The sequence below is a fragment of the Bradyrhizobium sp. WCU1 genome (assembly GCF_053474805.1).
Window position 1 is genome coordinate 3,092,005 of sequence record NZ_CM130280.1, and the last position, 24,811, is coordinate 3,116,815.

The 24,811-nt window shown below is 64.9% G+C and carries 23 protein-coding genes; 7 read left to right on the forward strand and 16 right to left on the reverse strand.

Annotated features, from left to right (window positions below; genetic code table 11):
* Positions 1 to 8: 8 nt before the first annotated feature.
* From ACTUWL_RS14350 to ispG, 4 genes are all read right to left on the reverse strand, one after another.
* Positions 9 to 644, reverse strand: a complete 636-nt coding sequence (locus tag ACTUWL_RS14350; RefSeq protein ID WP_021077547.1) for a hypothetical protein — start codon at positions 642 to 644, stop codon at positions 9 to 11.
* On the reverse strand, positions 641 to 1,687 hold the full coding sequence (locus ACTUWL_RS14355) for a TAXI family TRAP transporter solute-binding subunit (protein WP_021077548.1): 1,047 nt from the start codon (positions 1,685 to 1,687) through the stop codon (positions 641 to 643). Before ACTUWL_RS14355 ends, ACTUWL_RS14350 begins: the two co-directional genes overlap by 4 nt.
* A 583-nt stretch (positions 1,688 to 2,270) precedes the next feature.
* Positions 2,271 to 3,164, reverse strand: coding sequence for a TauD/TfdA dioxygenase family protein (locus ACTUWL_RS14360; RefSeq protein ID WP_021077549.1), 894 nt, complete (start codon positions 3,162 to 3,164; stop codon positions 2,271 to 2,273).
* Between the two features lie 248 nt (positions 3,165 to 3,412).
* Positions 3,413 to 4,702 carry a flavodoxin-dependent (E)-4-hydroxy-3-methylbut-2-enyl-diphosphate synthase gene (ispG, locus tag ACTUWL_RS14365; protein ID WP_021077550.1) on the reverse strand — a complete coding sequence of 430 codons (1,290 nt, stop codon included), beginning with the start codon at positions 4,700 to 4,702 and terminating at the stop codon, positions 3,413 to 3,415.
* A gap of 319 nt (positions 4,703 to 5,021) precedes the next feature.
* Between ispG and ACTUWL_RS14370 the strand changes: the two genes are divergently transcribed.
* A complete protein-coding gene (locus ACTUWL_RS14370; protein WP_021077551.1) occupies positions 5,022 to 5,897 on the forward strand; it encodes a sulfurtransferase in 876 nt (291 codons plus the stop codon).
* A 341-nt stretch (positions 5,898 to 6,238) separates the two neighbouring features.
* Here the strand turns inward: ACTUWL_RS14370 and ACTUWL_RS14375 are convergent, their stop codons facing one another.
* Both ACTUWL_RS14375 and ACTUWL_RS14380 read right to left on the reverse strand, forming a co-directional pair.
* Entirely contained in the window at positions 6,239 to 7,195 is a 957-nt protein-coding gene (locus ACTUWL_RS14375; protein ID WP_021077552.1) for a DMT family transporter, read from the reverse strand.
* 220 nt (positions 7,196 to 7,415) lie between these two features.
* Complete coding sequence (locus ACTUWL_RS14380) at positions 7,416 to 7,904, reverse strand: Fur family transcriptional regulator (protein WP_026191999.1); 489 nt, start codon at positions 7,902 to 7,904, stop codon at positions 7,416 to 7,418.
* A 164-nt stretch (positions 7,905 to 8,068) separates the two neighbouring features.
* Here ACTUWL_RS14380 and ACTUWL_RS14385 point away from each other — a divergent pair, with 164 nt between their 5' ends.
* The 4 genes from ACTUWL_RS14385 (at position 8,069) to ACTUWL_RS14400 (ending at position 13,031) form a co-directional block, all read left to right on the forward strand.
* A complete protein-coding gene (locus ACTUWL_RS14385; protein WP_021077554.1) occupies positions 8,069 to 8,548 on the forward strand; it encodes a MarR family winged helix-turn-helix transcriptional regulator in 480 nt (159 codons plus the stop codon).
* Positions 8,541 to 9,716 carry an HlyD family secretion protein gene (locus ACTUWL_RS14390; protein WP_035650507.1) on the forward strand — a complete coding sequence of 392 codons (1,176 nt, stop codon included), beginning with the start codon at positions 8,541 to 8,543 and terminating at the stop codon, positions 9,714 to 9,716. Before ACTUWL_RS14385 ends, ACTUWL_RS14390 begins: the two co-directional genes overlap by 8 nt.
* Positions 9,717 to 9,945: 229 nt before the next feature.
* Positions 9,946 to 11,469, forward strand: coding sequence for an MDR family MFS transporter (locus tag ACTUWL_RS14395; RefSeq protein WP_291735211.1), 1,524 nt, complete (start codon positions 9,946 to 9,948; stop codon positions 11,467 to 11,469).
* Positions 11,470 to 11,720: 251 nt separating this feature from the next.
* A complete protein-coding gene (locus ACTUWL_RS14400) occupies positions 11,721 to 13,031 on the forward strand; it encodes an ABC transporter substrate-binding protein (protein ID WP_021077557.1) in 1,311 nt (436 codons plus the stop codon).
* Between the two features lie 202 nt (positions 13,032 to 13,233).
* Here ACTUWL_RS14400 and ACTUWL_RS14405 read toward each other — a convergent pair whose 3' ends face one another.
* The 4 genes from ACTUWL_RS14405 to ACTUWL_RS14420 form a co-directional block, all read right to left on the reverse strand.
* The gene (locus ACTUWL_RS14405; protein WP_021077558.1) at positions 13,234 to 14,403 is read right to left on the reverse strand and encodes a Gfo/Idh/MocA family protein; all 1,170 of its coding nucleotides are present in this window, start codon (positions 14,401 to 14,403) and stop codon (positions 13,234 to 13,236) included.
* A gap of 99 nt (positions 14,404 to 14,502) precedes the next feature.
* Entirely contained in the window at positions 14,503 to 15,036 is a 534-nt protein-coding gene (locus ACTUWL_RS14410; protein ID WP_021077559.1) for an ester cyclase, read from the reverse strand.
* Positions 15,029 to 15,418, reverse strand: coding sequence for a VOC family protein (locus ACTUWL_RS14415; RefSeq protein WP_021077560.1), 390 nt, complete (start codon positions 15,416 to 15,418; stop codon positions 15,029 to 15,031). The genes ACTUWL_RS14410 and ACTUWL_RS14415 overlap by 8 nt, the downstream gene beginning before the upstream one ends.
* 15 nt (positions 15,419 to 15,433) lie before the next feature.
* On the reverse strand, positions 15,434 to 16,462 hold the full coding sequence (locus tag ACTUWL_RS14420) for a polysaccharide deacetylase family protein (protein ID WP_021077561.1): 1,029 nt from the start codon (positions 16,460 to 16,462) through the stop codon (positions 15,434 to 15,436).
* A gap of 99 nt (positions 16,463 to 16,561) precedes the next feature.
* Between ACTUWL_RS14420 and ACTUWL_RS14425 the strand changes: the two genes are divergently transcribed.
* The gene (locus tag ACTUWL_RS14425; RefSeq protein WP_021077562.1) at positions 16,562 to 17,470 is read left to right on the forward strand and encodes a LysR family transcriptional regulator; all 909 of its coding nucleotides are present in this window, start codon (positions 16,562 to 16,564) and stop codon (positions 17,468 to 17,470) included.
* On the opposite strand, the gene ACTUWL_RS14430 is transcribed toward ACTUWL_RS14425, so the two are convergent.
* The 6 genes from ACTUWL_RS14430 to pcaF form a co-directional block, all read right to left on the reverse strand.
* Entirely contained in the window at positions 17,449 to 18,306 is an 858-nt protein-coding gene (locus ACTUWL_RS14430; protein ID WP_021077563.1) for a shikimate dehydrogenase, read from the reverse strand. The genes ACTUWL_RS14425 and ACTUWL_RS14430 overlap by 22 nt on opposite strands.
* Positions 18,307 to 18,327: 21 nt before the next feature.
* The gene (locus ACTUWL_RS14435; RefSeq protein WP_021077564.1) at positions 18,328 to 18,792 is read right to left on the reverse strand and encodes an SRPBCC domain-containing protein; all 465 of its coding nucleotides are present in this window, start codon (positions 18,790 to 18,792) and stop codon (positions 18,328 to 18,330) included.
* Between the two features lie 10 nt (positions 18,793 to 18,802).
* Positions 18,803 to 19,126 (reverse strand): ArsR/SmtB family transcription factor, encoded by a 324-nt coding sequence (locus ACTUWL_RS14440; RefSeq protein ID WP_021077565.1) that lies wholly within the window; start codon positions 19,124 to 19,126, stop codon positions 18,803 to 18,805.
* A gap of 129 nt (positions 19,127 to 19,255) precedes the next feature.
* Entirely contained in the window at positions 19,256 to 19,852 is a 597-nt protein-coding gene (pcaG, locus tag ACTUWL_RS14445) for a protocatechuate 3,4-dioxygenase subunit alpha (protein WP_021077566.1), read from the reverse strand.
* The gene (gene pcaH / locus ACTUWL_RS14450) at positions 19,853 to 20,554 is read right to left on the reverse strand and encodes a protocatechuate 3,4-dioxygenase subunit beta (RefSeq protein ID WP_021077567.1); all 702 of its coding nucleotides are present in this window, start codon (positions 20,552 to 20,554) and stop codon (positions 19,853 to 19,855) included.
* 105 nt (positions 20,555 to 20,659) lie between these two features.
* Positions 20,660 to 21,868, reverse strand: coding sequence for a 3-oxoadipyl-CoA thiolase (gene pcaF / locus ACTUWL_RS14455; protein ID WP_021077568.1), 1,209 nt, complete (start codon positions 21,866 to 21,868; stop codon positions 20,660 to 20,662).
* 212 nt (positions 21,869 to 22,080) lie between these two features.
* Between pcaF and mutS the strand changes: the two genes are divergently transcribed.
* Entirely contained in the window at positions 22,081 to 24,807 is a 2,727-nt protein-coding gene (mutS, locus tag ACTUWL_RS14460; RefSeq protein ID WP_021077569.1) for a DNA mismatch repair protein MutS, read from the forward strand.
* Positions 24,808 to 24,811: the final 4 nt, after the last annotated feature.

A 24,811-nucleotide genomic window follows, 5' to 3' on the forward strand; every position in this document is an offset into this window, starting at 1 on the left:
CAAAGTTCTCAATTACCGGGCCTCGCGACGGCGAGCGGCCATTTGCAGACCGCGGCCATCCTCGCGCGCATCGCGTCCAGCCCCGCGAGCGAGAATGTTGCATCCTGGGCAACCCCGGCACCGCGGGAGAGGTGGACGGCAAGCACCGCGTGATCGGGAAGCGATTGCAGCAGGCGAACCACATCGCCGGCGACGGCAACGCCGGAACCGACCGCCGGCACGGTTGCCGCGGCCTGCACCGGCGGACCGTCGTTGATGCGGTAGGAAATCGCATAGCCGTCGCCGCGGCCCGAGATGGCGGGTCCCGCGAACGACAATTCGGTCCGCCCGCCACGGCACCGGATCGACAGTTTCACGGACGAATCGACCGAATCGGACGTCGTCGCAGTGGCGATGGGTGAATAGTCGACCGGCGACGTCGTCTCGCTGACCGTCCAATTGTTCGTTTTCGACACCTCGCGGCGAGCCGGAACAGCAGCATGCGACAGCTTGTCGAGGCACTCCAGGCGCGCTTCGCGGTCGAGCTGAGCACAGGCGCGCAGCTGTGCCATGGGATCTGTCATCCCATCTTCCACCCCTTGCGCCAGGGCAACGCCGTTGATGACGGCGACTGCCACGACAAGCGGGGCGGAAAGCCTGGTCATTGCGATGCCCGTGCGGTCGACGACTGCCGATCGAGCCACGCCTGCGCGGCGGGAAAGCGCGCGAGGCCAGGCACGGTCGCTCCGAGATTGATCGATTTCCATTTCGGATCGAAGCCGGGTCCCTGCAGCTTGTCGATCCGCGAGAACAGATGATCGACGAAACGGGCAACGCGCTCGAAGCGGTTGGTGTTGGCCGCCCAATTGAACGCGACGAGGGCGGTCGGCACGGCGATCGTGGCGACATGATCGCCCTGCTTGATCAGATTTGGGTAATCGGCCGCATCGAGTGCTGACGGCAGATAATAGTCCTCGAACTTGCTGTCATACGGGACCGGCAGGAACTTGAAGCCCGCTTCAAATCGGCCCTTCACGAAGGCATCGACCGGCTTCGAGGTGATGAACACGACGGCCGCCATCTCGCCCTTCCGCATCTGATCGAGCGCGACCTGGTGCGGAATGAACGTCTTGTCGATGTCGATGCCGAGGCGACTGAAGATCAGCGGACCTGAATAGGCTGCCGCCGTACCCTGGCTGTTGAAGTTCACCTTCTTGCCGGCGAGGTCGCTCAGGCTCTTGATCTCCGGACGAACGAAGATGTGCAGTTCGGACGGAAACAGGTTCAGCACGTAGGTGATCCGCCGCTGGATATCCGGCACCTGGCTCTTGTATTCCTCGAGCGCGTCGGAATTGATGATCGCAGCGTCGATGCCGCGCAGATACAGCAGCGAGTTCAGGTTCTCCACGGGCCCCCGCGTCACCACCGGCAGGACGTGCAGATTGTCGCCGTCGTCGACCACGCGGGCCATCTCCGCGGCGAGGCGGATCGGCGCGCCCTCGAGCAGGCCGCCGGCGAGACCCACCGTCCAGGCGTTCATGGCCAGGGCTTCGGGCCTCGGCTGGGGCGGCTCGGCCCGGACCACGCGCGCCTTGTGAGGCTGGGCATTTTGCGGCCGCGCATCCGTCGGCGACGGCTGCAGCGCCGGGAGCAACGACGGCACGGCTGCGAGCAGGAACAGCAGGCGCAATCGGGTAGACCTTCTCATCGACCAGCTCCTTTGCACGACATCACGTCAGCGCGTTCGCCCTTGCTGCGAGGATCGTTCGATCAACGCAGCGCCTCGAATCACGCCTTTGCCTCCTCGATTCCACCGGCCTCCGCACCGCATTGCTGTTCTGTCCGGCAGGACCGGCGTCATTCGCGCGGTTTGTCCTTGCTTGTGCAAATTGCAGGGAATTGCTGGCGATGCCGTTGGGTCGCGCTGCGACGCCGGAACGCGGCACATCCGGACAACACGTCACCGCCAGGGCTGCTGCGAACCATCGGGGAGCCGTGGAGCGCATCCTCCTCGGAGGAACTAGCCCTTGATCCGATTTGACGCGCGCATCGGTGCTCTCACAAGGCGCGTTCCCGACATCATTTCGAATGACGGTGCTCTCATGTGTCCGCACGTTCAGTATCACCTGCCTCATGGTGATATCGCCCATTCTGATCCGGCATCATACGGCGCAGGGGCTAACGGATACTATGACCCGCAAGGATTACCCCTGATACCGCGCAGCCTTGAGCCAGGCCGAAGCATTGAGCTCAGCCGCAGTCGGCGTCACGGCGTAAGGCAGGTGCTGCGCTTATACCGGCCGTTCGCCCTTCACGGTCACGCGGGTGCCGGAGCGGGTGTGCGGCCAGTAATCCCACATCGCGCGGTGCTGGGCGCAGCGGTTGTCCCAGAACGCAATTGCGTTCTCGGTCCAGCGGAAGCGGCACTGGAACAGCGGGTTCTCGGCGTGCTGGTAGAGATAGGCCAGCATCGCATCGCTCTCGTCGCGCGGGATGCCGACGATGAAGCGGGTGAAGCCGCGATTGACGTAGAGCGATTTCTTTCCCGTCACCGGATGGGTGCGCACCACCGGATGCTCGGCGCGGGGATATTCCCGCTTGTCGGCGACGCCGTAATTGGCGTACAGGCCGCGATAAGTCTGCTCGCCGTCATGCAGCGCGGTCAGCCCGTCGAGATAGGCCTTCATACGGTCCGACAGCGCCTCATAGGCGGCGTACATGTTGGCGAACAGCGTGTCGCCGCCGCGCGGCGGGCATTGCTTGATGTAGAGGATCGAGCCCATCGGCGGCTCGAGATCGCAGGACACGTCGCTGTGCCAGCCTTCGCCATTGGCGCGCGGCGAATCCTTGTCGGCATAGATTTTCATCAGCGCCGGATCGCCCTCGTTCGGCGCGGCCGGATGGACATGCAGCTCGCCGAACTTGCGGCCGAAGGCGAGGTGCTGCTCGGGGCTGATGTGCTGATCGCGGAAGAAGATGACGAGGTTTTCGGCGAGCGCACGATGGATCTCGTCCATCTGGCGGTTGGAGCGCGCATCGTCGCCGACCAGCCTGGCGATATCGACACCGGAGATCTCCGCGCCGATGATCGGCGTCAGCTTCTCGACGCCGATGGTCTCATAGGGCTCGGATTGGTCGGCGAGATGGCGATAGCGCGGGCCTTGCTTGCCGGACAATGAGCTCATGGGCGGTCTCCCGATGGTCTTGAAGGGGAGCATGGTAGCGCTCATCGACGGAAGCGCAATCGCACGGCAAACATACCTGTCGTCCCGGACAAGCGCAGCGAAGCGGAGCGCAGATCCGCGACCCGGAACCACGGGACTGGGTTTTGCGAAGACTCGCAATTCGCATCTTGCGCCACGACGACGGCCTGTGGCTATGGGTCCCTGCTTTCGCAGGGACGACACCGAGGATCGGCTACGAGCGGAATGAACTACTCAGCGGCGCCCGCCGGCTCCGGCACCTTGGCGCCCGCGCCATACTTCTGGTCGATATAGTCGATCACCAGCGCCTTGAAGTCGGCGGCGATGCCGGGACCGCGCAGGGTGCGGAACTTCTTGCCGTCGACAAACACAGGCGCAGCCGGTGCTTCGCCGGTGCCGGGCAGCGAGATGCCGATATTGGCGTGCTTGGATTCGCCGGGGCCGTTGACGATGCAGCCCATCACCGCGACGTTGAGCTGCTCGACACCGGGATACTTGGTCTTCCAGGCCGGCATCTCGTCGCGGATGAAATCCTGGATCGAGCGCGCCAGCTCCTGGAACGTGGTCGAGGTGGTGCGGCCGCAACCCGGGCAGGCCGCAACCAGCGGCACGAAGGTGCGGAAGCCCATCGTCTGCAGCAGTTCCTGCGCGACCTGCACTTCCAGCGTGCGGTCACCGCCTGGCTCCGGCGTCAGCGAGATGCGGATGGTGTCGCCGATGCCCTGCTGCAGCAGGATACCGAGCGCGGCCGACGACGCCACGATGCCCTTCGAGCCCATGCCGGCTTCGGTGAGGCCGAGATGGATCGCATAATCGGAGCGGCGCACGACTTCCTGATAGACCGCGATCAGGTCCTGCACGGCGGAGACCTTCGCCGACAGGATGATCTTGTTCTTCGGCATGCCGAGCTCTTGCGCGCGGGCCGCCGATAGCAGCGCCGACTGCACCATCGCCTCACGCGTCACCGCGCGGGCGTCGCGCGGGTTCGGCGACGCGGTGTTCTCGTCCATCAGCTTGGTGAGCAGCTCCTGGTCGAGCGAGCCCCAATTGGCGCCGATGCGCACCGGCTTGTCGTTCTTGTTCGCGATCTCGATGATGTCGGCGAACTGGGTGTCGCGCTTGTTCTTGAAGCCGACATTGCCGGGATTGATGCGGTACTTGTCGAGCGCCTCGGCACAGGCCGGATACTCGGCGAGCAGCTTGTGGCCGATATAGTGGAAGTCACCGATCAGGGGCGTCGTGATGCCGCGCTTGCGCAGGCCGTCACGGATGTGCGGCACCGCGGCTGCCGCTTCCTCGCGGTCGACGGTGATGCGCACCATCTCGGAGCCGGCGCGGGAGAGCGCGGCGACCTGGGCGATGGTGCCGTCGATATCGGCGGTGTCGGTGTTGGTCATCGACTGCACGACGATCGGCGCACCGCCGCCGACGGCAACATTGCCGACCATGACCTGCGTGGTTTGGTGCCGCGGCGCGGGACCGGCGACGTCGTCTTGCGGCAAAATCTCGGGCTTGTTCATGGCGTCTCGAATATCAGGTTTTGGTGACATTCACCAAGGGGGCGATGGGCCTCGCGCATAGCAGGCCAAGCGGTGATGTTTCGGAGTGAATTCAACAGCTTATGCCGCCGATTGAGGCCAAACGCAAGCCATGCAGCGGCGTCCTGCATACCTAGGCTATATTGGACCGAATTGGGGTGAATCAAAGGGCAAAGTGACAGCTTTTCATGTGACCCGGCGCACTTCTTTGGTTTGAGCATGACCTTTTCGAAAAACCGGTAGCCACTTTTTCGGGTCATGCTCTAGCATCCAGTTAAGGGCATATCGGGAGGACGTGAAAATGGCCGACTATGGCGAGCTGATCACCACGGCGGAACTCGCCGAGATCCTGACCCGGCCCGAGCTGCGGCTGTTCGACTGCACGACCTATCTGGAGCCGGCGCCTGCCGGCAGCAACATTCCCTATATCGTCGTCTCGGGCCGCCAGACCTTCGAGGCGGGCCACATCCCGGGCGCCAATTTCCTCGATCTGCAGGCCGAATTCTCCGATGCCCGTACCGAGCTGCGCTTCATGATGCCACCGACGGCGCAGCTCGAGGCGGCGTTCGGCCGGCACGGCATCTCGGCTAGCAGCCGCGTCGTGCTCTATTCGATCGGGACTGCGATGTGGGCGACACGTTTCTGGTGGATGCTGCGTTCGCTGGGCTTCGAAGGCGCCGCGGTGCTCGACGGCGGCATCGACAAATGGACCGCCGAGGGACGCGATATCGAGACCGGGCTCGCCGGCGGCTATCCGCCAGCGACGTTTCCGGCGCGGCCGAAAGACGGCCTATTCATCGATAAGCACGACGTGCTCGCCGCGACCACCGAGAGCGACACCGTGATCGTCAACGCGCTTGGCCCGCAATTCTACAAGGGACTGGAGCCGAGCCGCTACGGCCGGCCCGGCCGCATCCCCGGTAGCGTCAGCGTGCCGGCGGCGTCGCTGATCGACGCCAAGCACAAGACGTTCGTGCCGCTCGAAGAGGCCGAGGCAACCTTCGCCGCGCAGGGCATCACCAAAGACAAGCGCGTCATCGCCTATTGCGGCGGCGGCATCTCCGCGACCATCGACCTCTTCCAGCTGCATCGGCTCGGCTACGACAATCTCACGCTCTATGACGGCTCGATGGGCGAATGGGCGAAGGATGCGGCGCTGCCGATCGAAGTGGGGTAGCGGAGGGGGTGGTGCCTCCTCCTTCGTCGTCCTGGCGAAAGCCAGGACTCATAACCACCGAATTTGCTTGTGAACGGGAACGCGGCCCCAGCGTCGCGCGACAACCGACATTTGGGGTAATGGGTCCTGGCTTTCGCCAGGACGACACTGAATGTCGGGCGCGCTGACGAGGCACACATCCGTGTTTTTGGATGTCGGGGAAGCTATCGTAGGACGACACTTTTTCCTCATCGTCATTCCGGGGCGTGCGAAGCACGAGCCCGGAATCCATCGGGCCGCATCGTTCGTGGATGAATGGATTCCGGGCTCTCGCTTCGCGAGCCCCGGAATGACGGGAGAGGTTACGCCGGCACGTTCGGGTCGGGCGTCAGCTTCGGGTCGGGCTTGTTGACCAGATAGAGCCCCGCGATCACCAGCAGCGCGGCGACGCCGAACACCGGGGTCAGCGTGTCGTGCATGATGAAATAGGCTGCGACGACGCCGAACAGCGGGGTGATGAAGGTGAAGGCCGACAGCTTGCTCGCCGAATAGGTCTTCACCATCGCAAACCAGATCACGAAGGTGCAGCCGACCACCCAGACCGCCTGATAGGCGAGCAGCGAGATCGACAATGCGCTCGGCACGTGCTCGATGCGCTCGCCTGCGATCCAGGCGGCAAGCCCGAGGATCGGGATCGAGATTGCAACCTGATAGCCGAGCGCCTTCTCAGGCGCGGCCTTGCGCAACTGCGTGCCCTTGGCGACCAGCGTGGTCGCCGCCCACAACGCGCCGCCTGCGACCACCATCAGGTCCCCGAGCAGCACCTTGGCATCGACATTGGGCTGCGGCACGCCGATCGCAAGCGCGACGCCGGCAAAGCTCAGCGCCAGCCCGCTCCACTGCACGGTCGAGAGGCGCTCGCCGAGGAACTGGTGCGAGCCGAGCGCGACGAAGAACGGCGCGGTGTAGAGGAAGACAGAGGCGCGCGAGGCCGAGGTGAAGACGAGGCCGGTGAAGATCAGCACGAATTCGCAGCCGAACATCAGCCCGGCGATGATGCCGGGCACGAGCGTGCCGTCGCGCTCGAAGAATTTGACGCCGCGCAGATGGCCGACGATCAGCATCACCGGCAGCGCGCCCGAGGAACGGATCAGCGCCTGCAGCATCGGCGGCACGTCGGGCAGCGCGAGCTTGACCGCGAGCTGGTTGAAGCCCCAGCTCACGCACAGCATCAGCATCAATGCGATGGCGCCGGGCGGCAGCCCGTGCCCGACGCTGACGGGCCTCGTGCCGCTGGCGGAGATCGCTTGGGTCGACATGTTTCCTCGCAGGCCGGCTTGCTGCCGTGTTGTTGTTTAGGAGGTGCTCGTTGTCATCTCACCTCTCCCGCTTGCGGGCGAGGTCGGCGCGTAGCGGCGGGCGGGGGCTCTCTCCGCCATGCGACTCGTGGAGAGAGCCCCCACCCCAGCCCTCCCCCGCAAGCGGGAGAGGGGGCACAGCGCCTTCGTGGTCAGCGTTTGCGTGAATTGCATCAGCGCATCACGTCTTCTGGCAATGCGCGCAGGTGCCGGCGATCTCGACGACCGAGAGCTTCGGGATGAAACCCGAGGCGCGCGCCGCCGCAGTCAGGCTTTGCGCGACGGGCGCGGCCGGAATCTCGCCGACCGAGCCGCAATGGTCGCAGATCAGGAACGCGACCATCGAGGTCTCGTCATGGTCGTGCGCGCAGGCGAGGAAGGCGTTGCGGCTCTCGATGCGATGCACGAGACCGTTTTCCATCAGGAAGTCGAGCGCCCGATAGACGGTAATCGGTGCCGGCCGCGGCATTGTCTTGGCCAGTTCGTCGATCACCTCATAGGCGCCGAGCGGGCGATGGCTCGACAATAGCGCCTGCAGCACCTGACGCCGGATCGGGGTGAATTTCTGCCCACGGCGCGCACAGACCTGCTCGGCATGCGCCATCGCGTCCGCGGCGCAGCGGCCGTGATCGTGGTCGGGGGCAGGAAATGTCGGCTTGGCCAGGCTCATTGCCTCGATATGTAGCATTTTCGCGCCCGTTCCCATAGCCCGGCCCCACCCAATACCCCGCCGCTATGCAGCCATGTGTGCAATGCGGAGCAGCCCTCCGTTAACCCGACGTGCAGGATTAATAAGCAAGCTTATTATATGCCAAGCTTATGGAGGCACGATCGATGCGCGGTTCCGTGGACACGGAGTTCATGTTTACGCTGGGCGAGCTGTTCCGGCTGATCCGCGTCTATGCCGACAAGGAGGCCGCGCGCTACGGCATCACCCGCGCGCAATGGGCCGTTCTGTCCAAGGTGGAACGCCAGGAGGGATTGAAGCAGACCGAGCTCGCCGAGCTGCTGGAGATGCAGCCAATCACATTGACGCGGCTGATCGACAAGCTCTGCGACAATGGCTGGATCGAGCGCCGCAGCGACGAGAACGACCGCCGCGTCAACCGCCTCTATCTGAAGAAGGCCGCGCGCCCGTTGCTCGGGAAGCTCGCTGGCCTGCGCTCCGAACTCACCGCGACCGCGCTCGAGGGCATCAGCCCCGCAGACGCGCATCGCCTGCTCACTCAATTGGAATCGATCAAGGAAAACGTTCGCAATGCCATCCAAAGCCCAGCCGGCGAGCCCTCCCGAAAAGAGCAGCGCTATGGCTGAACCCATCCTCAAACTGGCCCCCGAGCAGAAGGGCAATCCGGGCGAGCCTGCGCCGGCCGGCAAGGCCAGCCGCGCGCCGCACCGTCGCCTGATGGCGGGCCTGCGGCGCTATCGCCGCGTGCTGCTGCTAGTCGTGCTGCCGACCGTTGCGGTGATCGCCGGCGGCGTGTTCTATCTCAATGGCGGGCGCTATGTCGGCACCGACGACGCCTATGTCGGCGCGCAGAAGGTGCTGATCACGCCGGAGATCTCCGGCAAGATCGACAAGATCGTCGTCAAGGAAGGCCAGCACGTCAAGAAGGGCGACGAGCTGTTCGAGATCGATCCGGTGCCGTTCCGCCTCGCGGTGGACCAGGCCAAGGCGGCGCTCGACCAGACAAGGACCACCTATGACAACCTGGTCGACAACATCAAGATCAACACCAGGATGCTGGAATTTGCCCAGCAGAGCATCGAATTGAAGAAGCGCGACGTCGATCGCAAATCGACACTCGCCAAGCAGAATTTCGGCTCGCAGCTCGATCTCGATAACGCCGCCAACGCGCAAGTCACCGCCGAGAGCCTCGCGCAATACGTCAAGCAGCAGATATCCAAGGACAAGACGCAGCTGCTCGGCGATGTCGAGCTGCCGATCGAGAAGTTCCCGCCCTACGCCCAGGCCAAGGCCAAGCTCGACGACGCGCAGCGCAATCTCGACCACACCGTGCTGCGGGCGCCGATGGACGGCGTCGCGACCCAGGTCGACCAGATCCAGCTCGGCCGCTTCGTCACCGCGGGCGCGCCGGTGTTCTCGGTGATCGACGTCGATCATCCCTGGGTCGACGCCAATCCGAAGGAAAGCGATTTCACCTATGTCGCGGTCGGCCAGCCGGTGACGCTCGACGTCGACGCGTTCCCGAACCACGAATTCAAGGGCAAGATCGGCTCGCTGTCGCCCGGCACCGGCGCGCAGTTTGCGATCCTGCCGCCGCAGAACGCCACCGGCAATTTCGTCAAGGTGGTGCAGCGCGTGCCGGTGCGGATCTATTTCGACGAGAACGATCCGTTCGTGAAGAAGCTGAAGGCCGGCATGAGCGTCTACGCGACGATCGACACCAACCACCGCCGCACGCTGGCGGGCCTGCTCGGACTGCGGTCGGCTGCCGCGCACCCGGACCACGAGGACTGAGATGGAGCAAGATCGAAGCCCAGCGCGCCACCTCTCCCCTTGTGGGAGAGGTCGGATTGCATCGCCAGATGCAATCCGGGTGAGGGGTTACGCTCTCTCGTGGGACCTGATCCCCCTCACCCGCGCCTTCGGCGCGACCTCTCCCCGATGGGGAGAGGTGGATTCCCGCTGCAATCAGCGAACAGGGCTGAACTGAATGAATGCACCGTCACCATCAGCCGTGCCCGGCATGCGCCGGAACATGGTGACGATCTGCGCGATGACTGCGACGATCATGCAGGCGCTCGACACCACGATCGCCAACGTTGCGCTGCCCTATATGCAGGGTTCGCTGTCGGCCTCGCAGGACCAGATCAACTGGGTCCTGACCTCCTACATCGTCGCGGCCGCGATCATGACCGCGCCGGTCGGCTGGATCGCCAACCGCTACGGCCGCAAGCGGATCTTCATCATCTGCTCGGCCGGCTTCACCATCGCCTCGGTGCTGTGCGGCCTGGCGCAGGACATCAACCAGATGGTGCTGTTCCGCCTGTTGCAGGGCGTGTTCGGCGCGGCGCTGGTGCCGCTGTCGCAGGCGGTGATGCTCGACTCCTATGCGCTGCATGAGCGCGCCAAGGCGATGTCGATCTGGGGCATGGGCGTGATGATGGGCCCGATCATGGGACCGTCGCTCGGCGCCTGGCTGACCGAGACCTATTCCTGGCACTGGGTGTTCTTCGTCAATCTGCCGTTCGGCTTCTTCACGGTGCTCGGCCTGATCATTTTCATGGACGAGACCAAGCAGGACCTCAATCTGCGCTTCGACTGGTTCGGCTTCGGCGCGCTCGCGGTCGCGATCGGCGCGCTGCAGCTCGCGCTCGACCGCGGCGAGCAGCTCGGCTGGCTGGAATCCAACGAGATCATGATCGAGTTCATCGTCTCGGCGATCGGCTTCTACTATTTCTTCGCCCATTCGCTGACCACCAGCCGGCCGTTCATCCAGTTCGCGCTGTTCAAGGACAAGAACTTCCTCGGTGGCTGCGTGTTCATGACGGTGATGGGGCTCGTGCTGTATTCGACCATGGCGCTGTCCTCGCCCTACCTGCAGAACGTGGTCGGCTACCCGATCATCACCGCGGGCCTGCTGCTGGCGAGCCGCGGCTTCGGCACCTTCGTCGCGATGATGCTGGTCGGCCGCCTGATGCGTTACATCGAGGCGCGCACGCTGATCATCTCGGGCCTCGGGCTGACCGCGGCATCATTGTTCCAGATGACCGGCTGGACCGACATGACGCAGGCGAACGAGATCATCATCGTCAGCGTCGTCCAGGGCTTCGGCTTCGGCCTCGTGTTCGTGCCGCTGTCGACGGTAGCGTTCCTGACGCTGCCGGGCCAGCTGCGCACCGACGGCACCTCGATGCTGACGCTGCTGCGCAACGTCGCGAGTTCGGTCGGCATCTCGATCGTGATCGCGCAGCTCACTGAAGCGGGGCGGCGGATCTACGCCAAGCTCTCCGAGCAGATCAACCCGTTCAACCACGCGCTGCAGATGCCCGACGTATCGGGCATGATCAACCTCAACACCGATGCCGGCCGCGCGATGGCCGACCGGATGGTGGCGGCACAGTCGCAGATCATCGCGTTCTCGCACGACTACCAGCTGGTGATGATCTTCATCCTGGTCTCGATCCCGCTCGCGCTGATGATCGGCTCGACCAAGGCCGCGCTGCGCGCGCAATCGGCGCCGCCGGACCATGCCGCGGTGATGGAGTAGGTTTCTCCTCGTCATTCCGCGGCTCGCGAAGCGAGACCCCGGAATCCATACATCAGCAAGGTTTGCGGCCCAATGGATTCCGGGCTCGTGCTTCGCACGCCCCGGAATGACGAGGGAAAGAGCCACACTCACCCCCTCCCAAAGCGCAAGACACTGCGCCCGCAATCGCGTTGACTTTCCGACCTCCCCTCCCAATACTCCGCAAAAAACAAATGCCCGTCACACAAATGGCGGATTCAGGGGAGGACGCGATGCCGACTTCACGCAGGACGCTGCTGAAGACTTCAGCGGCTGCCGCCGCTGCTTTCAGCTTCGATTGGACACGCGCGCAGGCCCAGGCCGAGACGGTCCGGATCGGCGTGATCTACGACCTCACCGGTCCGTTCGCCGCCGGCGGCTCGGTCGCCTCCTCGATCGGCACCCAGATCGCGATCGATCTCGTGAACGAGAAGGGCGGCATCGGCGGCAAGTACAAGATCGCCCCGGTCAATGTCGATTCCCAGAGCAAGCCTGATGTCGCGATCAACGAGGCCAACCGGCTGATCGACCAGGAGAAGGTCGACATCCTCAACGGCGTGTTCGCGAGTTCGCACGCGGTGCCGCTCGCAGCCAAGGTCGAGCAGCAGAAGCGCATCCTGTGGATCACGACCGCGGTCTCGACCGCCGTGTTCAAGGACAAGAACCTGCAATACGTGTTTCGCGCGCAGATCCATTCCGATCAATACGGCCAGGCCTTCGGCGGCTTCCTCGGCGAGCACGCCAAGGCCAGGCTCGGCATGGAGCCGAAGGACGTCAAGGTCGCGCTGATCCATGAAGACGGCCCCTACGGCGTCGGTGTCGCCGCCGCCGACGAGATGTTCGCCAAGGAAGCCGGGCTCCAGGTGGTGCTCAAGGAAGGCTATTCGGCCTCCGCGCCCGACCTGTCGGTGCTGGTGACCAAGCTGAAACGCGCCAAGGCCGACATCATCTCGCATGCCGGCTACAACCCCGATATCACGCTGTTCCTGCGCCAGGCGCGCGAGAGCGGGCTGAAGTTCAAGATGCTGTTCGGCGCCGGCGCCGGCTACAGCCAGCTCGACAAGTTGCGCGCGACGTTCGGCGCCGACATCGACAATTTCTGCAACATCGATCCCGTGCCGGCGCAGCTGCTCGATCCCGCCAAGCTGGCGCCGGGCGTCGGCGATCTCACCAAGACCATGGTCGCGCGCTATCGCGAGAAGACCAGCGCCACCGAAGTGCCGCCGCACTGCTCGATGGGCTTCAACCAGACCTGGATCCTGCTCAACAATGTTCTGCCGGTCGCCAAGGAGAAATATGGCGGCTTCGATCCCGAGGCGATCCGCAAGGCCGCGCTCGACGTCGACATCCCGCCGGGCGGCACCATCCAGGGCTATGGCGTGAAATTCTATCCGCCGGGCGCGCCGATGGCCGGCCAGAACGAGCGCTCCACCCCTGTCGTGATGCAGAACGCCGGCGAGCGCATCACCGTGGTGTGGCCGACCAATATCCGGACGCAAGACCCGGTGTTCCCGCTGCCGAAGGGATCGGTGTACGGGGCGTAGTGCTTGGAGAACTGCGGCGGCAGCGGCGGTGCACCCTCTCCCCTTGTGGGAGAGGGTGGCTTCGATGCGGAGCATCGAAGCCGGGTGAGGGGTTTCTCTCCGCGAACTCTTTGACAATTGAGCTCGCGGTGGCAACCCCTCATCCGGCGCGCTACGCGTGCCACCTTCTCCCACAAGGGGAGAAGGGAAGAACTGCGCGCGGTCAGAACGTCACCCGCCTGCCCTCGTCGGCGGCCCAATAGCCGGCGTAGTTCACCTTGGTCGTCTCGAACGCCAGTGCGAGATCGGCGAGCGGCTGCCGGCCGGTCGCCACGCACTCCATGAAGTCCTGGATCTCCTGCAAATAGCCGCGGGTCCATTCCTCCTCGAGGCAGATATATTGCCAGCCGGTCTTTCGATCGACCTTCTCGGTGATGTAGACGTTCGCGAGCTTCTCCTCGCTGGTCTGGTAACTCGTCAGATGCGTGTTCGGCGTGATGTTTGCAAACAGCGAGCCCCCTGACGTGTAGGTCTCGATCAAATTGCGCACGCCGCCCATGATCATGTCGCCGGAGAACACCGTCGCCTTGGTGCCGTCGGAGAAGGTCGCGGTCAGCGTGCCCCAATCCTCGACGTCGACCGGATTGGCCTTGATGTAGGTGCGCTCCTCCGGCTTGAGCAAGGCTGTGACATTGCCGACGTCGCAGGTGACGCTGGCGACATCGATGGTCTCGCCGCGGGCTTTCGCCTCGACCTGCTTGAGGTAGAGCACAGCCGATAGCGGATGGCAGCCCATCCGGATCAGCGAGCCGCCGCCGGTCATCGCCCATTGCGCGGCATGCGCCGCGTGCGAGCCGGAATGGCTCTCCTCGCCCTTCATGAACAGGATCTTGTCGCCCGTCGCGCGGATGATCTCCGCGGTCTTGGTGATCGCCGGCGCGTAGATCCAGTCCTCGGCATACATGAAGAGCCGTCCAGTTCGCTCGATTGCGGCGCGGGTTTGCTCCATCTCCTCCATGACGCGCTGGTACATCAGCGCCTTTGGCACGTGTTTGCCGATCGGCGCCTTGTCGCCGTCACGGCCGAAATAGCCGCTGAACGGTTTTTCGCAGATCACGTGCTTGCCGGCCTGCATCGCCTCGACAATCATCGCGGCATGCAAATTGGGCGGCGTGCAGATGTCGATGACGTCGAGCTCGCGGTCGGCAACCAGCTCGGCGAAGCTGCGATAGGCATTCGAAATTTGATGCTTGCGGGCGAACGCATTGACGTGATCGCCGCGCGCCGCCACCGCCCTTACCTCGACCTCGACGCCATAGACGCGCCGGTAAGCGTACATATGCAGTTCCGAGACGAAGCCGCAGCCAGCCAGACCGATCTTGATTTTTGTCATTTGAGGATGCCTCTGAGGTCGCGGGATGGCACCCATCATAGCCGAGCAGCGTGGCCGGTCGATGCATGCGGCGGCAGAAAAGCGCCCACCGCCGTCCGATCATTGCGCGAGCTTGGCGACGCCCATCTTCGAGAGCAGGGTCAGGTTGTCCTCGATATGCCAATTGTCGGTAACACGGCCGCCGGTGACCTTGAGCAGATCGGTAGCGATGAAATCGATCGGCTGGCCGCTGCCCTTGGCCGTGCCGAAGCTGCCGGTGAAATGACCGCGGAACTGCATGTGCACGGTGACGTAGTCACCGGCCACGATCATCTTGACCACTTCGACCGAGAGGTCCGGCACGGCGGAACGAAAATTCTTCGAGGCAAAAGCCGGGCCTTGTGGCCCCTGCGGGCGGCCGGCCGGCAGGGTGTGATCGATGAAGTTATCGGATATCGCGGCCTTGAGCACAGCCTCGTCGCCGCTATTCCAGAACTGGTAGAACGCCTTCGCGACGGCGACAGTGGCATCGCGCTCGGCCGCTGGAACCGCGGTCGCGACGACGAGGTCGTCGATCGTCACCTCGGCCGCACGTGCTGGCGCCGCGAGCAGCACGCCCATTGCAATCGCTGTGGCGGCCAGAACATCACGCATTGTTTTTGCTCCTCGTTGCGGCCTCGCGCTCGCGAAACACCAGTTCGAGCAGGATGCCCGTCGGCGTGCGGACGAACAACCGGCGCTCGCCGAGCTCCGGCAGCTCCATGGTGGAATAGGGAATGGCGAGTGCCTCGATCTTGTGACGATAGGCCTCATAGCCTTCGAGGCGGAAGCCGACATGGTCGATGGTTTCGCCGCGTGGATCGTTGCGGGTGCCCTCACCCGGGACCAGATGCACCACCGGCTCGCCGTCGGCATAAAGCCAGTAGCCGGGGAAGGCGAAGCCGGGGCGATAGCCCGGCTTCACGTCCAGCAGATTTTCGAGGAAGGCACGGGTGCCTTCCAGATCCTTGGTACGCAGGGTGACGTGGTCGAGCATCGATGCCTCCCGCGATCAGGCCGTCGGTCCGGGCAGACCGGTCACGCCGGGCGCGCCGCGCTGGATCACCGGCGTATTGGCGCGATTGGCGAGCGCATAACGGGCGATCTCGTCCTTGCGTGCGAACCAGACGTCGCCCTTGCTCTTGGCGTAGGACAGGAAGCGATCGAGCACCCGCGCACGGCCGGCGTGGCCGGAGATACGATCGTGCAGGCTGATCACCATCATCCGCCGGCGCTTCGCGCCCTCCTCATACAGCTGGTCGAACTCGTCCTTCAGCGCCTGCTCATAAGCGGCCGGATTCCATCCCTGGAACGGGAAGGAGACGATGTCGTTCATGTGCATCGTGTAGGGCACGGTGACGAAATCCTTGCCGCGCACCGGCACGATGAAGGATTCGTCATGGCTCGGCTCGTCGATGTGATAGAGGAAGCCGAGATCCTGCAACGTCTCCAGGATGTGCACGGAGTTGCGCATCCAATACGCGTTCCAGCCGATCGGCGTTTGTCCCGTGATCTTCTGGATCGTCTCGACGCTGTCGGCGATGAAGCGCTTTTCCTGATCCTTCGGCAGCTGATACGAGTTGCTCCAGACCCGGCCATGGGCAGCCGCCTCATGACCGCGACGCACGATCTCCCGGGCGATCTCGGGCGAGGTCTCGACTGCCTTGCCGATCATGAAGGACGACAGCTTGATGCCGTGCTTGTCCATCAGATCGAGCAGGCGCGGGATGCCCTCATAGTGGCCGTAGGCGAAGAACGCGTTGGTTGGCAGATCGGGAACGCCTTTCTCGATTGGATCGGGAATGACGCCGCCTGCGCCCGAGATCGGCTGACCGCCCCCCTCGAACATCAGCGACAGGCTCACCGCAAGGCGCGCGCCGTTGGGCCAGAAACCGCCTGTGTTGGACGAGGTCTCGGTATCGGAGGCGGCGTTGGCGCGCTGGCTTGTGGCACCGAGCCCCGCGGCCGCGAGGGCTCCGGCTGCGGTGACGGCCTGGAGGGTCTCGCGGCGGCTCAGATGGGTGGAGGAAGCGTGGGTCATGGCTGATCTCCTTGTTGATGGAAATCCTACTAGCCTCTTTCCGATTTGAGTATTATCCTGCTGATATTGGAGATATTATCTACTTATTGGAAACAATCGGTGCTGGACGACATTACCGAGCTCCGAACCTTCGCCAAGATCGTTGCCGCCGGCAGCCTGTCCGCCGCCGGGCGCGAGATGGGCATCTCGCTCAGCGTTGTCAGCAAACGGCTCGCGACGCTGGAAAGGCGTACCGACACCAGCCTGATCGTCCGCAGCACGCGTCACCTCGCGCTGACCGAGGAGGGACAAAGGCTGTTCGACCGGGCACAGCGCATCCTCGCCGAGGTCGATGAAGCGGAGGCCTCGCTGACGCATGGCCGCGTCGAGCCGCAGGGCGTGCTACGGGTCAGCGCAACGGTCGCGCTCGGCCGCGCTCATGTCAGCCCGGTCTGCCGCGATCTCGCGCTGGCCCATCCGAAGATGTCGGTCGAGCTCATGCTCACCGACCGCCTCGTCGAGCTGATCGACGAGCGCATCGACGTCTTGATCCGCATCGGCATGCCCCGTGACTCAGACTTGATCATGCGCAAGCTGATCGACAATCACCGCATCATCGCGGCTTCACCGGCGTATGTCATGCGCCACGGCACGCCAGCCTCGCCCGAGGATCTCACGCAGCATGATTGCCTGCTCTACAACAGAGGTGCGCAGGCGCGTTGGCGACTGGTGCACAGCGACGGCCGCGCCGCCGAAATCGAGGTGTCGTCGCGACTGCGCTGCGACAACGGCGAGGTCGCGCATGACTGGGCGGTCGATGGCGCCGGCCTGATCATGAAGAGCTGGGTCGACGTTGCGCCCGATCTCGCGTCTGGCCGCCTGGTGCAGGTACTGCCGGAATGGCGCAGCGATCCCGCGCCAGTCTGTGCATTGTTCGCGCAGGGACGCCAGATGCCGACACGGGTTAGGCTGTTCCTTGACGCCATCTCGAAGCGGATGGCGGCGTTTCAGGTGGCCGGCGGCGCGTAGCGCGCAGCCATCACGGCGTCGAACGCATTTGCCATGACGTCCGTCGAAGGCATCATGCTCGTGAACAATTCGAATGCGTCCGCCGCGGCGTAGATCGCGAGATCGCGCCCGGTCAGGACTTTGGCACGCTTGGCCTTGGCCGCCAACAATAGCGGTGTCCAGAGCGGCGTGTAGACGGCGTCGGCAACCCACATCGACGGATGCAGTAGCGCGTCCGGTACCGGCGTGTCGCGGCTCGGCAGCATGCCGACCGGCGTAGCATTGACGACGCCAGTCGCGCCATCGAGCGCTGCCTCGACGCTGGCGACGCCACGAGCCGCATGACGGCCGGCCAACTGGCCGGCCAGTCGCGCGACCTTGGCCCCATCACTGTCGAAGATGCGCAGTTCGCCGACGCCGAGGATGGCCAGCGCAAAGGCGATGGCCTTGCCGACGCCGCCGGCACCGATCAGCGCGATCGGGCCGCGCGGTACGGTGGTAAGCAGCGGTGCAATCGCGCGCACGAAACCTGATGCATCAGTGTTGTACCCGACCAGACGTGCGCCATCGGCGACGATGGCGTTGACCGCGCCGATCGCGCGCGCATCCGGCGCGAGGTCATCGAGCAGGTCGATCACCGCTTCCTTGTAGGGAAAAGTGACATTGACGCCGGCAAAGCCGAGCCGCTTGATGCCGTCGAGCATCGCGCGCAGATCGTCATGCCCGGCGCCCTTCACTTCGATGAGCTGATAGTGGCAACGGACGCCGAGCGCGGCGGCGGCCTGCTCGTGCATCGCAGGCGCCGCCGAATGCGCGATCGGGTACCCGATCAGACCGGTCAGGAAACGATCGCGCATTGTCCCTCACGTCGGCAGTGCTCAGCTCATGCGGTCGAGCCGAGCATAGCTGTCTTCCATGCCGTGCTCCATGCCGGTCGCGAGCATCGCCGCGCGTGTCTCGGCATCCGGCAGCGTCATCCGCATGGTCATCACGGTGCCCTCACCGTCGGGCGCAAACCGTGTCTCGACATGATTGTCGGGTGTCGGATCCGGCAGGTGCATGCGCTCGACATGCACGATGCGGCTGAACGGCTCGAGTTCGAGATATTCGCCGGTGAGATGGAATCCGCCGCCCTTGCCGTCGGTCCACTCGTAGCGGATCTTGCCGCCGGGCCTGAGCTCGCTGACGCAGACCGGCATGGTCCAGCCTTCCGGACCGAGCAGCCACTTCTGCAACAGCTCCGGCTCGGTATGCGCGCGATACACCGCCTCGGGCGGCGCGACGAAGCGCCGGGTCACGACGATATGGCGGTCGCCTTCGGTCTTCAGCGTCAACTTGCTCATAGGGCACCTTTCACGTCTCGGGCTTCATGGCGGCCAGCACTCCGTCCAGCCGGTCGTAATTGGTTTCCAGCGCGCGGCGCAGCATGCCGAGCCATTGATCGATCTCGGCAACCGCTGATGGCGCCAGCCGGCACGGCCGCTTGGTGCCTTCGGCCCGCCGCACGATCAGGCCGGCGCCCTCGAGCACCTTGAGGTGGCGGGAGATCGCGGGCTGGGTCAGCTCGAACGGCTCGACCAGTTCCATGACGGTCGCTTCGCCCAAAGCGAGACGCGCCAGAATCGCCCGGCGGGTCGGGTCGGCGAGCGCGGAGAAGGCGGCATCGAGGTTGGCCATGATCGATCTCAGATTAGTTATATAACTTACTTGTTATATAAATGATCACGCATAGTCAAGCGAAATCCGCCGCGGCGGAGGCGCGCGGCGGATTTCGGTCGTCATTTCAATGCTGGATTTACGCGGCGGCTAAACGTCGAAGAACACCGTCTCGTTGTCGCCCTGGAGATGGACGTCGAACGTATAGACGTTGCCGCCCGTCTTCTTCGCGATCAGGGTGGCGCGGCGATCGGCCGGCACCAACGCCAGCACGGAATCGCTAGCGTTGGCCGCCTCGCCGTCGAAATAGATCCGCGTGTAGAGATGCAGCAGCATGCCGCGCGCGAATACCGCGAGCACGATGTGCGGCGCCTGCGGCTTGCCGTCGGCATCCGGCACCACGCCCGGCTTGATGGTGTCGAAGGCAAAGCCGCCGCCCTTGTCGGTGCCGACGCGGCCGAAGCCCTTGAACGAGGAATTCGGCAGCGCGCGCGTGTCCTGCGGATCGGAGAAGCGGCCTTGGCTATCGGCCTGCCAGATCTCCAACATGCAATCGGGGATCACGGCGCCGTCGCCGTCATAGACCTTGCCCTCGACACGGATGCGCTCGCCGGATGTATCAGGCGTCAGCAGATTGTTGCTGAAGGCGTCGTTCCACTCGTATTCCCCGTTCGGCGTCAGGCCGTATTTGAAATAGGGGCCGACGGTCTGCGAGGGCGTGATTCCATCAGGACGCTGGTTCGACACTTACTTGGTCTCCATCGGCGTGGCGTTGCGCCCGCGCAGCACGATATCGAAGCGATAGCACAGCGCCCATTCCGGCTTGGTGTTGTCGAGATCGAACGACGAGATCATCCGCGCCCGCGCCTTCTCATCGGTCACCGAGTTGAAGATCGGGTCGAACGGAAACAAGGGATCGCCGGGGAAATACATCTGCGTCACCAGACGCGAGATGAAGGAATGTCCGAACACCGAGAAGTGGATATGCGCCGGCCGCCACGCATTGTGGTGGTTGCCCCACGGATAGGCGCCCGGCTTGATGGTAATGAACTTGTAGTAGCCCTTGTCGTCGCTCTGCGTCCGGCCCGCGCCGGTGAAGTTCGGGTCGAGCGGCGCCGGATGCTGGTCGACGACATGGATGTAGCGGCCGCAGGCATTGGCCTGCCACAGCTCGACCAGCGTGTTCGGCACGCCGCGGCCGTCCTCGTCGAGCACGTGGCCGTGCACGATGATGCGCTCGCCGAGCGGCTCGCCCTTGGCCTGGATAGTGAGATCATTGTCGTTCGCGCGCACCGTCTCATGACCGTAGACCGGCCCGGTCAATTCCGAGAGCGTATGCCGCATCGGGATCAGCGGCTTCTGCGGCGAGCGCTTGACAGTGGAGCGATAGGCCGGCGACAGCCGCGCCGGATGAGCCGCAAGCGATTGCAGCGGATACAACAGGGTCATGGCGAATTCCTCCGCGGCCCACGCGCCCGGCGGGCTCACTTCAGATCATTATAATGCATAACCAAATTGTGGAAGGGCTGTTTTCAGCCTTTCCAAGCCATTGGATCAATTCAGCTTTTCGATCGCGACCGCGACGCCCTGGCCGACCCCGACGCACATAGTTGCCAAGGCAAGCTTCCCGCCCCGCTTCTCCATGCCGTGCACGGCGGTCAACACCAGCCGCGCGCCGCTCATGCCGAGCGGATGGCCGAGCGCGATCGCGCCGCCATGCGGATTGACGAAATCAGCGTCTTCCTTGACGCCGAGCTGGCGCAGGCAGGCGATGCCCTGCGAGGCGAAGGCCTCGTTGAGCTCGATCAGGTCGAAGTCCGACACCTTGATGCCGAGCCGCTCGACCAGCTTCCTGGTCGCCGGCACCGGGCCGATGCCCATGATGCGCGGCGGCACCGCGGCCGACGCAAGGCCGAGGATTTTCGCACGCGGGGTGAGGCCGTGCCGTTTCACGGCGACTTCGGACGCGAGGATCATCGCGGCGGCGCCGTCGTTGACGCCCGATGCGTTGCCCGCGGTCACCGTGCCCGGATTGCGCACGATCGGCTTCAGCTTGGCGAGACCTTCGAGCGTGGTCTCGGGGCGCGGATGCTCGTCCTTGTCGACGGTGATCGGACCGGCCTTGCCGCCGGGCACCTGGACCGGGATGATCTCCTCGGCGAAATAGCCCGACGCGATCGCCGCGCCGGCGCGCTGCTGCGAGCGGATCGCCATCGCATCCTGATCGGCGCGCGAGACCTGGAATTCCTCGGCGACGTTCTCGCCGGTTTCCGGCATCGCATCGACGCCGTACTGCGCCTTCATCAAGGGATTGATGAAGCGCCAGCCGATCGTGGTGTCGTAGATCTCGGACGAGCGCGAGAACGCTTCCGAAGCCTTGCCCATCACGAACGGTGCGCGCGTCATCGATTCGACGCCGCCTGCGATCGCGAAATCGATCTCGCCGGCGCGGATGGCGCGGCCAGCGGCGCCGACCGCATCGAGGCCGGAGGCGCAGAGCCGGTTCAGGGTCTGGCCGGGAACCGACTCCGGCATGCCGGCAAGCAGAAGCGCCATGCGCGCGACGTTGCGGTTGTCCTCGCCGGCCTGGTTGGCGCAGCCGAAATAGACCTCGTCGACCTCGTTCCAGTTGAGCGTCGGGTGCTTGGCCATCAGCGCCTTGATCGGGGCCGCGGCGAGATCGTCGGCGCGCACCTTGGCGAGCGAACCGCCGAAACGGCCGATCGGAGTCCGGACGGCATCGCAAATGAACACATCACGCATTGAATCTCTCCCTGAATGCCGCGACTTAGGCGCTGGGTCGGCTGGAACTTGAGATGGGTTTTAGGAGCGCGCCCGCGGCAGGTCAATTGACGCGGCTGCGCGCCCCGCACGCATTACCGTGAGGGCCGTCATAAAGGCACCGTGAACAGGGTGGAAAACCCTCCTCTCGCGGATAGGACCGCCCGGCGAAATTTTGTAGTTTCCGCCCCCTAATGACCATTCAGCAGCCTATCCCCGTTCCGCCCGAAGCTACTCCCGCCGAGGCGCCGTCGCGCGTCACGCCGATGATGGAACAGTATCTGGAGATCAAGGCCGCACATCCCGGCCTGCTGCTGTTCTACCGGATGGGCGATTTCTACGAGCTGTTCTTCGAGGACGCCGAGATCGCCTCGAAGACGCTCGGCATCGTGCTGACCAAGCGCGGCAAGCATCAGGGCATGGACATCCCGATGTGCGGCGTGCCGGTCGAGCGCTCTGAGGACTATCTGCACCGCCTGATCGGCGCCGGACATCGTGTCGCGGTCTGCGAGCAGACGGAAAATCCCGCGGAGGCGAAAGCCCGCGGCAACAAGAGCGTGGTCCGCCGCGGCGTGGTGCGGCTGGTGACGCCGGGCACGCTGACCGAGGACACGCTGCTCGACGCCCGCACCAACAATTACCTGATCGCGATCGCACGCGCCCGCGGCTCGGCCGGCGCCGACCGGCTCGGGCTCGCCTGGATCGATATCTCAACCTCCGAATTCATGGTGACGGAGTGCGCGACCGCGGAGCTTGCCGCGACCTTGGCGCGCATCAATCCGAACGAGGCGATCGTCACCGACGCGCTCTATAGCGACCACGAGCTGGCGCCGACCTTGCGCGAGCTGCCGTCGGTGACGCCGCTGACCCGCGACGTGTTCGACAGCGCCACCGCCGAGCGGCGGCTGTGCGACTATTTCGCGGTCGCGACCATGGATGGCCTGTCGGCGATGTCGCGGCTGGAGGCGACGGCTGCGGCCGCCGCCGTCACCTATATCGACCGCACGCAAGTGGGGAAGCGTCCGCCGCTGTCGCCGCCGGCGCGCGAGGCCGCCGGCACCACGATGGCGATCGATCCGGCAACCCGCGCCAATCTCGAACTGACGCGGACGCTGGCCGGCGAGCGCCGCGGCTCGCTGCTGGATGCGATCGACTGCACGGTGACCGCGGCCGGCTCCCGCCTGTTGGCACAGCGCCTCGCCGCGCCGCTCACCGATGTTGCCGTGATCGCGCGACGGCTCGACGCGGTCTCGGCTTTCGTCGCGGATTCGGCCGCACGCGAGGACGTCAGAACCGTGCTGCGCGCGGCACCCGACATGTCGCGCGCTCTGGCGCGGCTCTCGGTCGGCCGCGGCGGCCCGCGCGACCTGGCGAGCCTGCGCGACGGCATTCTCGCCGCGGACCAGGCGCTGGATCTGTTGGCGCAGCTGGCCGATCCGCCGGCCGAAGTTTCGACCGTGATGGCGGCCTTGCAGCGCCCCTCGCGTGACCTGGCGCAGGAATTCTCCCGCGCACTGTCGGAGCAATTGCCGCTGATCAAGCGCGACGGCGGCTTCGTCCGCGAGGGCTATGAGGCCGCGCTCGACGAAAGCCGCAGTTTGCGCGACGCCTCGCGCCTCGTCGTCGCCGCGATGCAGGCGCGCTATGCCGAGGACACCGGCATCAAGACGCTGAAGATCCGGCACAACAACGTGCTCGGCTATTTCGTCGAGGTCACCGCACAGCACGGCGACAAGCTGTTCGCGCCGCCGCTGAATGCGACCTTCATCCATCGCCAGACGCTGGCGGGACAAGTCCGCTTCACCACATCAGAGCTCGGCGAGACCGAGGCCAAGATCGCCAATGCCGGCGAACGCGCGCTCAATCTCGAGCTCGAGATCTTCGAGCGGCTCAGCGCGATGGCGCTCGCCGCCAGCGACGATCTGCGCGACGCCGCGCATGCTTTCGCGATGCTCGACGTCGCGACCTCGCTGGCGAAACTCGCGATCGACGACAATTATGTGCGGCCCGACGTCGACGGCTCGCTCGGCTTTGCGATCGAGGGTGGCCGGCATCCGGTCGTCGAGCAGGCGTTGAAGCGCGACGGCCAGCCGTTCATCGCCAATGCCTGCGATCTGTCCCCGGCGCCTACGCAGAAGTCGGGCCAGCTCTGGCTGATCACCGGTCCGAACATGGCCGGTAAATCGACCTTCCTGCGCCAGAACGCGCTGATCGCGCTGCTTGCTCAGATTGGCAGCTATGTACCGGCATCGCGCGCGCGGCTCGGCATCGTCGACCGGCTGTTCTCGCGCGTCGGCGCCGCCGACGACCTGGCGCGGGGCCGCTCGACCTTCATGGTCGAGATGGTCGAGACCGCGGTGATCCTCAACCAGGCCGGCGAGCGGTCGCTTGTCATCCTCGACGAGATCGGCCGCGGTACCGCGACCTTCGACGGCCTGTCGATCGCCTGGGCCGCGATCGAGCATCTGCATGAGAGCAACCGCTGCCGCACGCTGTTTGCCACCCACTATCATGAGCTCACCGCGCTCTCGGCCAGGCTGCCGCGGATGTTCAACGCCACGGTGCGCGTCAAGGAATGGCAGGGCGACGTCGTGTTCCTGCACGAGGTGTTGCCGGGCTCCGCCGACCGCTCCTACGGCATCCAGGTCGCGAAACTCGCCGGTCTGCCGCCCGCCGTGATCACCCGCGCCAAATCTGTGCTGGCCAAGCTCGAGGCCCAGGACCGCGGCCAGACCGCACGTGCGCTGGCCGACGACCTGCCGTTGTTCGCCGTCCCCTCCCGGGCCGCCGCCGAAGACAAGCCGCCGAGTGATGCCGATCTGCTGGTGGAAGCCGTGAAGGCGCTGCACCCCGACGAAATGTCGCCGCGCGAGGCGCTGGATGCGCTGTATGCGTTGCGGGCGAAGCTGCCGAAGGGGTAGCCGC

Excerpts from the sequence above, each read along its gene's own strand:
- ACTUWL_RS14350 (WP_021077547.1), bottom strand. The coding sequence starts at position 644 with ATGACCAGGCTTTCCGCCCCGCTTGTCGTGGCAGTCGCCGTCATCAAC.
- ACTUWL_RS14355 (WP_021077548.1), bottom strand. The coding sequence starts at position 1,687 with ATGAGAAGGTCTACCCGATTGCGCCTGCTGTTCCTGCTCGCAGCCGTG.
- ACTUWL_RS14360 (WP_021077549.1), bottom strand. The coding sequence starts at position 3,164 with ATGAGCTCATTGTCCGGCAAGCAAGGCCCGCGCTATCGCCATCTCGCC.
- ispG (WP_021077550.1), bottom strand. The coding sequence starts at position 4,702 with ATGAACAAGCCCGAGATTTTGCCGCAAGACGACGTCGCCGGTCCCGCG.
- ACTUWL_RS14370 (WP_021077551.1), top strand. The coding sequence starts at position 5,022 with ATGGCCGACTATGGCGAGCTGATCACCACGGCGGAACTCGCCGAGATC.
- ACTUWL_RS14375 (WP_021077552.1), bottom strand. The coding sequence starts at position 7,195 with ATGTCGACCCAAGCGATCTCCGCCAGCGGCACGAGGCCCGTCAGCGTC.
- ACTUWL_RS14380 (WP_026191999.1), bottom strand. The coding sequence starts at position 7,904 with ATGAGCCTGGCCAAGCCGACATTTCCTGCCCCCGACCACGATCACGGC.
- ACTUWL_RS14385 (WP_021077554.1), top strand. The coding sequence starts at position 8,069 with ATGCGCGGTTCCGTGGACACGGAGTTCATGTTTACGCTGGGCGAGCTG.
- ACTUWL_RS14390 (WP_035650507.1), top strand. The coding sequence starts at position 8,541 with ATGGCTGAACCCATCCTCAAACTGGCCCCCGAGCAGAAGGGCAATCCG.
- ACTUWL_RS14395 (WP_291735211.1), top strand. The coding sequence starts at position 9,946 with ATGCGCCGGAACATGGTGACGATCTGCGCGATGACTGCGACGATCATG.
- ACTUWL_RS14400 (WP_021077557.1), top strand. The coding sequence starts at position 11,721 with ATGCCGACTTCACGCAGGACGCTGCTGAAGACTTCAGCGGCTGCCGCC.
- ACTUWL_RS14405 (WP_021077558.1), bottom strand. The coding sequence starts at position 14,403 with ATGACAAAAATCAAGATCGGTCTGGCTGGCTGCGGCTTCGTCTCGGAA.
- ACTUWL_RS14410 (WP_021077559.1), bottom strand. The coding sequence starts at position 15,036 with ATGCGTGATGTTCTGGCCGCCACAGCGATTGCAATGGGCGTGCTGCTC.
- ACTUWL_RS14415 (WP_021077560.1), bottom strand. The coding sequence starts at position 15,418 with ATGCTCGACCACGTCACCCTGCGTACCAAGGATCTGGAAGGCACCCGT.
- ACTUWL_RS14420 (WP_021077561.1), bottom strand. The coding sequence starts at position 16,462 with ATGACCCACGCTTCCTCCACCCATCTGAGCCGCCGCGAGACCCTCCAG.
- ACTUWL_RS14430 (WP_021077563.1), bottom strand. The coding sequence starts at position 18,306 with ATGCGCGATCGTTTCCTGACCGGTCTGATCGGGTACCCGATCGCGCAT.
- ACTUWL_RS14435 (WP_021077564.1), bottom strand. The coding sequence starts at position 18,792 with ATGAGCAAGTTGACGCTGAAGACCGAAGGCGACCGCCATATCGTCGTG.
- ACTUWL_RS14440 (WP_021077565.1), bottom strand. The coding sequence starts at position 19,126 with ATGGCCAACCTCGATGCCGCCTTCTCCGCGCTCGCCGACCCGACCCGC.
- pcaH (WP_021077567.1), bottom strand. The coding sequence starts at position 20,554 with ATGACCCTGTTGTATCCGCTGCAATCGCTTGCGGCTCATCCGGCGCGG.
- pcaF (WP_021077568.1), bottom strand. The coding sequence starts at position 21,868 with ATGCGTGATGTGTTCATTTGCGATGCCGTCCGGACTCCGATCGGCCGT.
- mutS (WP_021077569.1), top strand. The coding sequence starts at position 22,081 with ATGACCATTCAGCAGCCTATCCCCGTTCCGCCCGAAGCTACTCCCGCC.